We start from the raw sequence: 12,117 nt of genomic DNA, 5'->3' as shown, positions 1-12,117 counted from the left end.
GGCGTTCGGGAAGTAACGGGGAGGCAGTAGACGTGAGTTCGAACGGGGGCGGCGGAGGCACGGGCGGCGCGCCGGACACGGGCACGTCGTTCGACACGCTGGCCCATGTGAATCCGGCGATGGCACTGGACATCCAGCACAGCGCGATGGCGGGCTTCAAGAAGCGCGTCGACGACCTGCTGCGGGAACTGGACGAGTCCGAGGCCGCACCGGCCAAGGTCGGCCAGGACCGCCTCAAGCGCGCGCAGCTGGGCGCCGCGGAGTTCAAGGAAGCACAGTTCCTCTACGACTCGTACGCCATCGTCCACGACGAGCTGGAGAAGCTCTCCAAGGCCCTGGGCGCGCAGATCGAGGGCATGGGCCTGGCGGTGCAGGCGTCCCGGGTGGGCTACGAGAACCTGGACGCGGACATCAAGGCGCGGATGAGGGCGGTCAACGCGGAGGCGGAGAAGTACTACGTGGTGGAGCGGGATCCGTATGTGGAGCAGCGGGGCAGCACGCAGGCACCCGCCGGTGAGGGCGAGGAGGGTCTCTGATGGCTGATCAGCCCGGGCGCCAGGAGCCGGCACTCGCCCGTACGGACTTCGAGTCCATGACGCACCAACAACTGGCCTCGCTCATCGACTCAGCGAGTTCGGAGGGCGCCTCCCTCCTCGCCGCCAAGCTGTCCAAGGCCTCGTCCACGATCACGAAGATCGGCGACGACCTGATGACGTACACCAAGGGCCTTGAGTGGCAGGGTGAGGGCGGTGACGCCTTCCGGGACTGGGGCGGCCAAGCGGCCGGCGCCACCTTGCGTCTCGGCGAGTACACCGAAGTGGCGTCGCGCTGGATGGCCACGGTGGCGCAGGCGGTCGCCGAGGCCAAGGCGGCAATGCCCCCCACTTCCGAGACAACTCAGGCGAAGGCTGAGCTCGCCGACGCGCGGAAGACCATCGCAGCGACCCAGGACCCGGGTGCCCGCAATGACCCCGACGCCCGCAAGCTGGCGCAGACCGCCCAATCCGATGCGACCGCCGCGCAGCAGCGGATGGAAGCAGCACGCGCGGAAGCCATCCAGCAGTTGCGCAAGCTGGCGCAGACGTACGAGTACTCGGCCCAGCAGGTGAACAGCGTGCCACCGCCCACGTTCTCACCACCGGCCAACCACCTCGACTCGAAGGAGTGGCGGAGGCCGGATCAAGCCGTCGCCGTGTCCGTGGGCTCTTCGGCAGCGCCGGCCTCGTCTCCCGGCGCTGGCGTGCCCGAAACACAGATCGGCACTCCCGCCACGAGACCGGCTGGCATCTACCCGACCTCGTCCGGTGGCATCCCGGCATCCCATGGGGAGCAGACACTCCAACGGCCGGTCGCCATGGACATTGACGGTGTGACCATCATGCCCGACAGTCGCTCCCCAGCACCCAATAATCCGGCACTGCCTCAGGCCATCACCAGCTCACGTGCCGATGTCGGGTACGCATCTCAGCCTGTGGTCGTCCCATCCACGGTGCCCAGCCGTGGCGGTGTCCCCAGTCCTCAGCAGAGCACCCCCACTGCTCGGCCTTCTCTGCTGCCGGGTCAGGGGGCGCCCGCCGGGAACCGACTGCGTGTTCCCGGCGAAACCGGCATCGTCGGAGGACGTCCGGTGACGCCCGGTACGGGACGGCTATCCACCGGCATCCCACGAGGCACCGTGATCGGCGCCGATCTCGGCCACGGGCGTGGAACACAGAACCACGCGCCCGTAGGCCGTGCTCTAACTCCCGGAGTAACGTCCGGTGGAGGCACAGCTTCTGGACAAAGCGGTGCGAGCACAGCACGGCGCCTCGCATCGGACACGGGTGGTGTCATCGGCAGTCGACCAGCTCAGCCTGGACCCGTCGGCGCACGACCTTTCACGCCGGGTGGCGCAGGCCTGGTGCGGCAGTCGAACTCCGGCGGGTCTGCCCCCGGTCCGACCGGTCGTGCGAGTGGTGGCGCGCACCCAGCCCCTCAGTCGGTCTCCCGTCGGGACAATCGGCAGGAGCAGGGGCAGCGACCGGACTACCTCGAGGAAGAGGAAGAGACCTGGGTCCGTAGGGACCGTCGTTCGGTTCCGCCTGTCGTCGACTGACCCTCCAAGATCACCTCAGTCCCCCCCAGGAAGGCACATGCGCCCTAGCAGCAAGCGATCACGGCTGCCTCTCTCAGTTGCTTCGGCTGCTCTCGGCCTGCTGCTGGTGGGCGTTGCCGCCACACCCGCCCACGCCGAATCGGTTCGTGCGATGCAATGGCACCTCGACGCCATGAACGCGGACGAAATGTGGAAGGTCAGCACCGGGAAGGGGATCACCGTCGCCGTCATCGACTCCGGCGTCGACAACTCCCTCGCCGACCTGAAGGGTCAGGTCCTGGAAGGCAGGGACTACTCCAAGCAACGTGGCAACGAGCACACCGACATAGACGGCCATGGGACGTCGATCGCGGCCTTGATCGCGGCTACGGGAGCGCGAGGATCGGACAAGGGCTCTTACGGTCTCGCGCCTGGATCCAAAATCCTGCCGATTCGAATGCGTTACGCCATTGAGGATTACGGTCAGGTCGACAACAAGGCCGAATACTCACGCGTGCTGACACAGGCGATTCGCTACGCGGCGGACACCGACGCCCGGATCATCAATATTTCCATGGGCAGCTCCAACGCGCCAGGCAGAAAGAACGTTGGGACGCCGGAACTCTCTGCTGCAGTCCAGTACGCCATCGCCAAGGGCAAGCTGATCTTCGCCGCAGCCGGCAACACGGGCAATGCATCGAATATCCCGGAATATCCAGCTTCCACGCCAGGCGTCGTGGGCGTAGGGGCCATCACAGAGAAGATCCAACGACTCCCGATTTCACAGCGTGGAGCAGAAGTCGACGTCACGGCCCCAGGCCACAACATGGTCTCCGCGTGTCTCTCCGAGACCCGGGTCTGCCGATCCGAAGGCACCAGCGACGCCACTGCCATCGCGTCCGCCTCCGCGGCACTCATCTGGTCGAAACATCCTGAATGGACCAACCACCAAGTGCTCCGCGTTCTCATCAACACGATGAAGGGCAACGAAGAGAGCTGGACCCGGAATGACGAGTTCGGCTACGGGATCGTCCGACCGCGCGCGGCCCTGAAAGATCCGGGTGACCCGGGCCCGGCGGACGAGTACCCGCTGCCCGATCTCGAAGCAGCAGCCTCGACTCCCCCGTCGGACGAAGCCGCACCATCCGCAGGCGCGGGAGGCGGCGACAACGCGGCAACCGCCAAACCGAAGCCCACAACCACGGCCTCCGCCGACGATGACGCCATCAACCCGGCGTGGGTGGCATCGGGCCTGGCAGCAGCCGCGCTGCTAGCGGGTGCCGTCGCCGTCTTCACCCTCCGCGCCCGCCGCCGACGCTCGACCCAGGTACCGGCGGCACCTCCCTTCCCACCACCTCACTCCCCCTACGCCCCGCCACAGCAGCCCCCGGCCTACGGACCACCACCCGGGCCCGGACCCGAGCAAGGCCCACGGCGCTGAGGCCACCGATTCCGAGCACGAAGGAACCGACGTGTCAGTCGACGAGATGTGGGGCCAGGCCCGGGACAACGCCCTCACACGCCAGCAGAGCAGCACACGCTTGAACCAGCTGGCGGCATCCGGAGGCGGCGGATCGGGAGGCAGCGACTACACGGTGACGTCTCCCGACCTGAAGGCCGTGAGAAACGAGACGCAGGAGCTCTACCACGGCTTCGAGAGGGACGCGTTCGACCTCGATGAGGAAGGCTTCAAGATCAACCCCGTCATGTAGCGCGTATGGGACAGCCGGCCCTCTCAGGCCGAAGCGCTGCTGAGCGCCTGCACCCACATCCACAATCACCTCGAGGACACGGTGCCGACGCACGCCGAGCGTGAAGAGGTCCTGGTCACCAACCTGTCCGCCGCTGCCTGACCGGCGCGACTGCCCGGGAACGGAGGCCACTACGGCCTTGCAGCCCGGATAGTCGGCGTTCAGTCCTCTACCGAAACGGTAGGTTAAGCCATGGGCTGCCCGGGTCGGACATCAGGATGCGGTGGGCCGAGATCATGCTCTCGTACCACTCTCCGAACTCCTCCTCGTCGAAGTGCAGGCTGCGTCCGAGGATGTAGCCGGCTGAGAAGTCCTGCCAGGAGCGGTAGGACAGGGAGGCGCTGCGGCCGGCCTCGACCACGACGGCCTCCGCTTCCTGGACTGTGGCATAGCGCGCTCCGACTCCCCACCGCGCCATCTTCGAGACACGCCCGAGGTCCCACGCGTCCACGGATGTCACGTAGCGGTTCTCGTCCAGCACGCCGTCGGCGCGCATTCGGGCCTCGTAGCGGGTGATGCGTCCGATGAGTCGCTGCGTCCCCTCGATCAGTGCTTCTGACTCGGGCTCGGAGATCGGTTCGGTCCGCGTGACTCCGTCGGGACCGAGTACGGTCCGGCCCTCGACGCCGGATCGCAGTACCTGGGCGACGGTCTGCCGCCAGTAGCCGACGTCCACGTGTCCACCGAAGTTCCGGGCGATGGTCCGACGCACGCGCAGGACGAACGTCCAGGTGGAGCTCGATGCTTCACAGGCGAGGAGGTTGCGGGTGTGGTGTTGCCAGTCCTCGCGGCTGCGGATGCCCCACCACTCGCGTAGCCGCGAGCGCTCCGCGGGGTAGCCCGTGCCGTGCCACCCCATGGCGTTCCACAACGAGCCGTTGTTGACGCACAGGAGGGCACCGAGGGCGAGGCCGTGTGCGACGGGGCCGGAGAGGACGCCTCCGACGCTGAGGCCTCGCAGCCGCATGCCGAGGGGAGGCTCGCCCACCCGTGCGGCCACTTGGGACCACTCCGTCGATCCCGGAGGGCCGAAGGGCAGCGTGAGCTCGGCAGGGCTACCCGGGTTGATCACGAGAACTTGAGGGGCTTCGGGACTCCATTGGCGCGCGACCCAGCAGAGCCGGGCCGCTGTGTATATCCGGTCCGGCTCAGGAGCGGGCAGCATGCCGTCGGTGAATGCCTCGTACCTCGGAGCTGAAGTGAGCGGGTCCCGACCGAAGGCCCAATGGTTTTGGTGAGGGGCCTCGTCCGCCCACTTCCGGGGCGCGACGAAGTACAGCCGTACCTGAGCCAGAGTCTCGTAGTAGGCCGTCCAGTCGCCCCGTGTTTTGCTCTCGACGAGAGCTCGCTCAACCTCCGTTGGTGGGATCCAAGAGGGTGGTACGGATGGTGCGTAGCCGGGAGGGGGTGGCACGAAACTCATTCTTTATTCCTCGACGGTGACTCATGAGGCAGCATACTGCGTGCAATTCAATAAGGTTGCAAGATGGTGTTGGCATTGCAAGACAGCACGCGCAGCGACCTTGATGAGCTCCTCACAGCGCACCTGTTCCGGAATGTGTCATTGCAGCATTCCACGTGTCATGAGAGAGGACTTTCGCCGCCCGCCCAATCTCGTTCATCGAGATAACGCAAAGCTTCCGTGGCGAGAATCCTCAGTTCGTCCCACGCCGATGAATGGCGTAGGGCATCGATGCTCCACTCATCCCCGCGCGAGCGCGTCATCTCACTCAAGATTTCATCGATTGGGGCCAGGATCCTACCGAGTGATACCGGCAGTAGCCCTTCACTTACCATGCCTGCGGCGACACGGAAGGAATCGTCGAATTCGAGCGCAAGTTCATCGGCGCCAACAGCGAGCCGGTTGATGTAGTCGATCTGACTTTCTGCTTCCCACGACAGATGCGTCAGCGCGTTCCGCAACTGCCGTGAAACTCTTTCAGCTGTCATCTGATAATCCCTTCCGCGTCGCCTCCGACAACACCCTCCATATCCAGAACGCGCCAGTATGCTCCGTCGCCGTGATGCCCGCCACCGGGGTGCCACCGAAGCATACGGCCTGTTGGGTGCCCTCGGTCGTTGTATTCGCGTAGAACCCAACCCTGGCCTGCGTGATCGCCCTTACCCAAGCTTTCCTCCCTCCAGCCCGGTGTGTTCACCAGTGCACCGCGAATCTGGTCCGGCGTTACCCCTCCAGTGAGCACATCGGGGTCCCGCATGATGTCGTCAATTCCCTGAATTGACCCCACGGGTCCGGCTTCAACACGAAGTTGCTCACGAAGGCGCTCACCATTCGCAGTATTGTGGGGTCCGTCAGCTCCATTGCGCCACTCTCCCTGCGGGCACGCATCTGGCGCCAGTCCAAAAGGATCCACCCACGTATGTGGATTACGGACAAAGTTTTGTGGATCGGGTGCGGGCGCCAGACCGAGTGGGTCCGGCGTCAGATATCGCGCCGTTTCCGGGTCGTAGTGGCGGAAGTAGTTGTAGTGGAGGGCTGTTTCCGGGTCGTAGTACTGGCCGGGGAAGCGGAGGGGGGTGTAGGCCGTGCTGGAGGTTGGCCAGGTTGTTGTGCCCCATAGGGTGCTGCGGGTGCGCCAGGCTATGCCGCCCTGCTCGTCGATGAGTTCGGTGGGGGTGCCGACCAAGTCGGTGACGATGGCGAAGAAGCGGGAGTCGATCTCGTGTTGGGGGGCGTCCGCGGCGGTGATGCGTTCCGACTGGGTGATGGGGTGGAGGCCCCGGTGGTTCCAGGTCAGGGTGACCGGGTTCGGGAGGGACGGGGAGGTCGTCGTCTGTTCGCAGAGGGTTGTGCCGTCCCAGGTGAAGAGGACCTGTTCGGTGACGGTTTCGCCGTCGTCGGCCAGGCGGAGTTTGGCCGTTCTGCGGCCCAGGGGGTCGTAGGTGTAGCGCCAGCGGGTGCCGTCGGGGGTGGTGACCGCGGTCAGGCGGTCTTCCGCGTCCCAGGTGTAGTGCCAGGTGTCCGGCTTGCGGGACAGGCGCGGCTTCTGACGGAGGGTGGTGCGGCCCAGGGCGTCGTGTTCGTAGCGGACGCGGCCGGCCCGGGTGATGCGGGTGCCCGCATAGTCGCGGGAACCGGTTGCTTCGCCGCCCGGATGTGACGTCGGCCATGACGCGGACGTCTGGTTGCCGGACCCGTCGTAGGCGTAGCGCTCCGTCCAGTTCGCGGCGTGTACGGCCGTAACCCGGCCCGTCGGGTCCAGGTCGAAGCGGCGCGGGCCTGCGAGCTGGTCCTCGATGCCGATCAGGTTGCCGTCGGCGCGGTAGGTGTACGCGCGGTGCTGCACGGAGCGGCCGTGCGTGCCTGTCACTGACTGGGTTGTCAGGCGACCCAGGGGGTCGAAAGCATGGTCCAGGGTGACTGTTTCGCCTATGCGGCGCTTCAGTTCGCGGCCGACCTGGTCGTACGTGAAGTCGATGGTGCGGCCCGAGACCGTCATGCCCGTGCTGCGGCCGGTCGCGTCATAGGTCCAGGTGCTGGTCGCGCCGGTGGGGGTCGTGCGGGCTGTGCGGCGGCCGAGGTCGTCGTAGGCGTAGGCGAGGGTGCGGCTGTCGACCGTTTCGGAGAGGACGCGGCCGTGGATGTCCCGGTCGATGGTCAAGTTCGTGCCGTCGGGGCCGTTGGCTTCGATCAGCCGGCCGTTCGTGTCGTACGCGTAGGTGGTGACTCCGTCGGGCGTGCGCTTGGTGTTCACCTGGCCCAGTGCGTCGCGCTCGTACGTCAGGGCCTGGCCCAGCACGTTGCTGCGGGACGTCAGGCGGCCGGCCTCGTCGTAGGTGTAGGTGAGGGTGCGGTCGTCGAAGTCGGTTTCCGTGGTCAGGCGGCCGGCTGGGTCGTAGGTGTAGTTCCAGGTCAGGCCCTTCGGGTTGGTGACCTTGGTGAGGTTCAGCTCGGTGTCGTGCTCGAATTCGTAGCGCACTCCGTCCGGGCCGGTGCGGGCCGTCAGCAAGTCGAAGTGCGTGTATTCGAAGTGTGTGGTGCCGCCGAGTTGGTCGGTGTGGGTCGTGCAGTTCCCCTCGCCGTCGTAGGTCCAGGACTCGGTCGTGCCGTCGGCGGCGGTGCGGCGGGACAGGCGTCCCTCCACGGTCCATTCGAAGCGGGTCACCGCGCCTGTGGGGTCGGTGATCGTGACCGGGCGGCCGAAGGCATCACGTTCGTACGACGTCGTAGCGCCGAGGGGGTCCGTGATGCGTACCGGGAGGCCCGCGTCGTCGCAGGCGATCGTTGTGGTGTGGCCCAAGGGGTCGACGACGGCCGTCAGGCGGCCCCGCTCGTCGTGGCTGAAGTGGGTGGTGTGGCCCGTCGGCGCTGTGAGGGAGGTTCTGTTGCCGCGGGAGTCGTACGTCTGGTGGGCGGTGGTGCCGTTCGGGTGGCGGACCGTTGTGGGGAGGTGGAGGTCGTTGTAGTCGGCTCGGGACTCGCGACCGTCGGGACGTATGACAGAGGTGAGGTTCCCTGCCTCGTCGTAGCTGAAGCAGGTGGTGTGGCCCAGGGGGTCGGTGCGGGCGAGCAGGCGGTTGCAGCGGTCCCGTTCGAAGCGGGTCATCGCGCCCACCGGGTCGACCTCGGCGACCACCTGGCACAGGTCGTTGACGAAGTACCGGTAGGCGTGTCCGTTGCCCGTGGTGGCGGTGGTGGTGCGAAGGCCCGTCTCGGCGTCCTGGTCGGCGTACTCGATGCGCAGGCTCATGTGGCCTTCGGCGCCGCCCTCGGCGATACAGCGGTCGTGGTCGTCGTACTCGTACGTGTAACCGCGGTCGTTGGTGTCGGTCCAGGAGGTGATGCGGCCCGCTTCGTCGTAGGTGAAGCGGAGCGGCAGGGCGGAGGAGTTCACCACCTCGGTGAGATCGCCCGCCGCGGAGTAGCCGTACCGGATCAGTTCCTGGTCGTCCCCGCCCGGAGCGGCGCCGGCGAGGTGGAGGGCTGTGATTCTGTGCGCCTCCGTGGTGATGCGGATGCGGTGACCGCCGTTGTGGGTGATGGCGGTGGGCGTGCCGTCCGTGTCGTGTTCGAACGTGATGCGGTTGCCGTTGCGGTCGTCGATCCGTTCCAGGAGCGCGTGGTCGTCGGCGTGTCGGGTGAAGTGCCAGGTGCGTCCGGCTGCCGGGTCCGTGATCGTGTAGCCCTCGGGCTCCGCGCGCAGTACCCATCGAGGACCCTCGGTCGGCAGGCTTGTGCCGCCGGGGGCCGGGTGGGGGTAGGCCAGGATGAGACCGTCCTCGTGGACGAGGACGATGCGGTCGGCCTCGATCTCCAGCCGCTGGTCGACGGTCGAGGACCAGGAGGGGCCGAACCAGCGGCCGGCGCGGTAACCGGACTCGGCACGGCGTATGAACACCAGGGGAAGTGTTCCGGGGAGAGCGACGTCGGTCTGCGGCATGTACATCTTGCCGGTGGCGAGGTCGACCGGGTCGGTGGGGTTGTTCTGGGTGGCGTGGCCATCGCTGTGGCTACCGGGACGGCTGGCGTCGAGGTGGGCGCCGGCCGTGCCGAGGCCGGTCGGGCTGCCGAGCGCGTTGGGCCCGTCCATGCTGCGTGCCAGGCTTCCCGCACCCTTGAAGGCCGCTCCGCCGGCGAGGCTGGGCGCCATGTAGCCGAGCATGCGGGCCGGGTCCTTCTGGAACTCGTCCCAGGTGGAGGAGACGCCCTGGTACACGTCCTTCGAGAAGCCGACCGGGTCCCTGACCGCGCCGACGCCTCCGTCGATGACCATGGCCGCATCGTGGACGTAGGCCTTGGGTTCGGTCAGGAGCCTGCCGGGGTTGACGGCGAGGCCGAATTCGACGAGGTCGTTCCAGCCCTCCTTCGCGCCGTCGGTCATGCGTTGCCAGCCGCTCGGCCGTTCGGGCGCTTTTCCGGCTGCCTTGTGGAGAATCCGTTGGGCGGCGCTGGCGGCTTCCTCGACGTTCCCCTGGGCGCCGTTGATCCTTTCGACCAGTTCGGCCATCGTGGTACGGCCCGGGTCGGTCTCCGGTGGCCGGGTGGGGAGCGTCGTCGCGCCGGCTTTGATCGCCGCGTTGTAGTCGTCGACGGCCTTGGCGTACTGGCGGGAGAGGTCGCGGGCGACGGGTGCCTCGTGGTCGAGGATCCGCTGGGTGAGGCGCTGGGCCGCGTCGAGCACCTCGCGGTAGGCGAGTACGGCGGCGCCCGCCTCGACGAACGCGTCCAGCGCGCCGTCGAGTTCCTTGGGCAGCTTCTTGACCGTCTTGCGGAACGCCTCGGCGGCCTCGCCCTGCCAGGGGTCGGTGTCGAGCTTGCGCAGCTGCTCCGCGCCCTCGCCGAAGTGTGCCGCGGCGCCGGCGAGTTTCTTGATGAGCCGGTCGAGTTCGGTGGGCTTGCCCGGGATCCAGTCCTGGACGGTGTCGTCGGGGCCGATCCAGATACGGCGGAAGAGGGACCGTTTTTCCGTCATGCCGGGTCTTCCTGCTCCTGCCTACTTCGGGGTCCGGACGTCCTGGCCGTCGGGGTTCACGGGATCCAGGCGGGCTCGGAACTCCTTTTTCTCCTCTGCGGCGACGCCGTGCTCCTCCAGCCACGTGGTGACGGGGTGGTCGTCCTCGTGCTGTTGCTGCCGCTCGAGCATCATGGCCTTGTACCGGGTCCTGGTCTCGGTGACGAGGAAGTCGTTGATCGTCGCGCTGAGCGCGGAGACGATCACATCGGCGTCGTCGGCGATGCAGCCCAGGCCGTGGCACCACTTGTCGAGGAAGTCGTTGACCGCCGTGGTCACCGCACCGGCGCCGGTCGTGTCCTCGGTGACCTGGAAGACGTCGTCGAACCGCTGCTCCGCGCGGTCCCCCGCGATCTTCCGGGCGGCGGCCGTGGACTCTTCCAGCGGCTGCGCGATCGACTGGAGAAACTGGACCTCCCACGTGAATTCGCCGCCGTCCGCTCCCCGCGGGATCAGCCAGCCCTGCGCGTCACTCACGCCACGGTCCTCCGGGGTCGGTAAGAGACGTGCAGCACCGGCTGCACGGCGGTGGCGGCCGTCACGAGTCGTACGGAGTGCTCGGCGGCCGGGTCGAGCCACACGTCGAGTCCCGCGGGGAGCAGGTCCAGGACGTCGGCACCCGTCGTCGAGAACCAGGCTCCCCCGCCGGTGAAGCGTGCGAACTGTTCCAGTGAGGTGAACACCGGTAGCAGCCGGGCCGGTGCCGGCGCGGAGTCGGTCATGGTGCTGGCCAGGTCGAGGATGCGGGAGCGCGGCTGCGTGTCGTCGGCGGTGTGACCGGGTGCGGTGACCGTCAAGAAGCCTGGGTCCTCCGGTCGTTCGCAGTGGACCCGGGCTCGGAGGAAGGCGTCGAAGACGTCCTGAGGGGAGGCCCTTCCGGCTTTCGCGCGTCGCACGGTCTCCGCCAGTTCGACCGGCTCGTGTCCCGCCGCGCCCGTGCCGCTGATCGTGGTCATGTCGGCGCCGCCCCCGTTCGCACGCATGAGGAAGAAGATCGCACACGTAGTCCGGGCGCGCTATGCGGTTCCGCCGCCCCGGCGCGTGGTGAAGCACACGTGTGAAGGGGGCCGCCCCGGATCGGGCCGCCCCCTTCGTGGCCGGTGTGGTGCCGTGGGGTGCGGGTCAGCCCATCAGCATGCGGAAGCGGGCCGCGTTGCCGTGGTCGGTGTCCTTGTAGCCGACGACGGACTCGTCGAGGAGCTGGGCGATGCGGACCAGCTTCTGGCACATCTGGTCCATCTCGACGCTGCTGCTGCGCTGGATCTCGGTGTAGGCAGTCTTGGCCTCGCCCTGCCAGGTCTCGGCGACGGCCTTGACCTGGCGCATGAGGATGTCGAGCTGCTCGCTCATCTCCTTGGCCGTCTTGCGGACGTCCATGGCGGCCTGGGTGACGGTGTCGAAGTTGACCGCCGTGCGGTCGTAGTTGACGCTCACTGTGTGCTTCTCCCGGATGCGGCGGTGTCGGTCAGGCGAGGTCGGTGATGCGGCTGGAGACCTGGTAGGAGTTGTCCACCCGGCGGATCTCGGAGACGCGCTCCTGCTCGTTGGCGCTGAAGCCCTTGACGCTCATCCGCATGACGTCCTCGAGGTCGACGAGGTCGTCCTGGAGCTTCTTCAGGTGCTGGTTGACCCCGCGCTGGACGGAGTCGAACTCCTTGCCCGCGGCGCCCTGCCAGCCCGCCTGGATCATGTCGACGACCGTGTTGAGGGACGTCACCCTCTTGCTCACGTCCGTGTGGAAGTCCTGGATCTTGTTGGCGAGATCCGTAAGGTCGGAGTCGCTGTAGTCGACGCTCATGTGTCTCTTGCCCTCCTGGTG

11 protein-coding genes are annotated in these 12,117 nt (G+C 67.2%); 4 read left to right on the top strand and 7 right to left on the bottom strand.

Features of this window, described 5'->3' with window-relative positions; translation table 11 throughout:
* The first annotated feature begins 32 nt into the window (after positions 1-32).
* The 4 genes from ACZ6A9_RS25155 to ACZ6A9_RS25140 are packed head-to-tail and all read left to right on the top strand — an operon-like array spanning position 33 to position 3,786.
* Complete coding sequence (locus ACZ6A9_RS25155) at positions 33-536, top strand: hypothetical protein (RefSeq protein WP_468989258.1); 504 nt, start codon at positions 33-35, stop codon at positions 534-536.
* Positions 536-2,095: a DUF4398 domain-containing protein gene (locus tag ACZ6A9_RS25150; RefSeq protein WP_468989257.1), complete on the top strand. Its 1,560-nt coding sequence runs from the start codon at positions 536-538 to the stop codon at positions 2,093-2,095. The genes ACZ6A9_RS25155 and ACZ6A9_RS25150 overlap by 1 nt, the downstream gene beginning before the upstream one ends.
* Positions 2,096-2,132: 37 nt before the next feature.
* Positions 2,133-3,515: a type VII secretion-associated serine protease mycosin gene (gene mycP, locus ACZ6A9_RS25145; RefSeq protein ID WP_468989254.1), complete on the top strand. Its 1,383-nt coding sequence runs from the start codon at positions 2,133-2,135 to the stop codon at positions 3,513-3,515.
* Between the two features lie 31 nt (positions 3,516-3,546).
* The gene (locus ACZ6A9_RS25140; protein WP_468989252.1) at positions 3,547-3,786 is read left to right on the top strand and encodes a hypothetical protein; all 240 of its coding nucleotides are present in this window, start codon (positions 3,547-3,549) and stop codon (positions 3,784-3,786) included.
* Between the two features lie 208 nt (positions 3,787-3,994).
* On the opposite strand, the gene ACZ6A9_RS25135 is transcribed toward ACZ6A9_RS25140, so the two are convergent.
* The 7 genes from ACZ6A9_RS25135 to ACZ6A9_RS25105 all read right to left on the bottom strand — a co-directional run bounded on the left by ACZ6A9_RS25135 (position 3,995) and on the right by ACZ6A9_RS25105 (position 12,096).
* Positions 3,995-4,825, bottom strand: coding sequence for a DUF1266 domain-containing protein (locus tag ACZ6A9_RS25135; RefSeq protein WP_468989248.1), 831 nt, complete (start codon positions 4,823-4,825; stop codon positions 3,995-3,997).
* 581 nt (positions 4,826-5,406) lie between these two features.
* A complete protein-coding gene (locus tag ACZ6A9_RS25130) occupies positions 5,407-5,775 on the bottom strand; it encodes a hypothetical protein (RefSeq protein WP_468989244.1) in 369 nt (122 codons plus the stop codon).
* Positions 5,772-10,259, bottom strand: a complete 4,488-nt coding sequence (locus tag ACZ6A9_RS25125; protein WP_468989241.1) for a putative T7SS-secreted protein — start codon at positions 10,257-10,259, stop codon at positions 5,772-5,774. Before ACZ6A9_RS25125 ends, ACZ6A9_RS25130 begins: the two co-directional genes overlap by 4 nt.
* Before the next feature lie 21 nt (positions 10,260-10,280).
* On the bottom strand, positions 10,281-10,775 hold the full coding sequence (locus ACZ6A9_RS25120) for a hypothetical protein (RefSeq protein ID WP_468989238.1): 495 nt from the start codon (positions 10,773-10,775) through the stop codon (positions 10,281-10,283).
* Positions 10,772-11,281: an SseB family protein gene (locus ACZ6A9_RS25115; RefSeq protein WP_468989235.1), complete on the bottom strand. Its 510-nt coding sequence runs from the start codon at positions 11,279-11,281 to the stop codon at positions 10,772-10,774. Before ACZ6A9_RS25115 ends, ACZ6A9_RS25120 begins: the two co-directional genes overlap by 4 nt.
* A gap of 139 nt (positions 11,282-11,420) precedes the next feature.
* Positions 11,421-11,732: a WXG100 family type VII secretion target gene (locus ACZ6A9_RS25110; protein WP_468989232.1), complete on the bottom strand. Its 312-nt coding sequence runs from the start codon at positions 11,730-11,732 to the stop codon at positions 11,421-11,423.
* Between the two features lie 31 nt (positions 11,733-11,763).
* Positions 11,764-12,096: a WXG100 family type VII secretion target gene (locus ACZ6A9_RS25105; protein WP_189559447.1), complete on the bottom strand. Its 333-nt coding sequence runs from the start codon at positions 12,094-12,096 to the stop codon at positions 11,764-11,766.
* Positions 12,097-12,117: the final 21 nt, after the last annotated feature.

Source organism: Streptomyces sp. NPDC041124, assembly GCF_055592385.1.
This window is presented reverse-complemented; position numbering and strand designations above follow the sequence as displayed.

Bases quoted from the DNA above. Each gene is read 5' to 3' on its own strand.
- ACZ6A9_RS25150 (WP_468989257.1), top strand. From the start codon at position 536: ATGGCTGATCAGCCCGGGCGCCAGGAGCCGGCACTCGCCCGTACGGAC.
- mycP (WP_468989254.1), top strand. From the start codon at position 2,133: ATGCGCCCTAGCAGCAAGCGATCACGGCTGCCTCTCTCAGTTGCTTCG.
- ACZ6A9_RS25130 (WP_468989244.1), bottom strand. From the start codon at position 5,775: ATGACAGCTGAAAGAGTTTCACGGCAGTTGCGGAACGCGCTGACGCAT.
- ACZ6A9_RS25125 (WP_468989241.1), bottom strand. From the start codon at position 10,259: ATGACGGAAAAACGGTCCCTCTTCCGCCGTATCTGGATCGGCCCCGAC.
- ACZ6A9_RS25115 (WP_468989235.1), bottom strand. From the start codon at position 11,281: ATGCGTGCGAACGGGGGCGGCGCCGACATGACCACGATCAGCGGCACG.
- ACZ6A9_RS25105 (WP_189559447.1), bottom strand. From the start codon at position 12,096: ATGAGCGTCGACTACAGCGACTCCGACCTTACGGATCTCGCCAACAAG.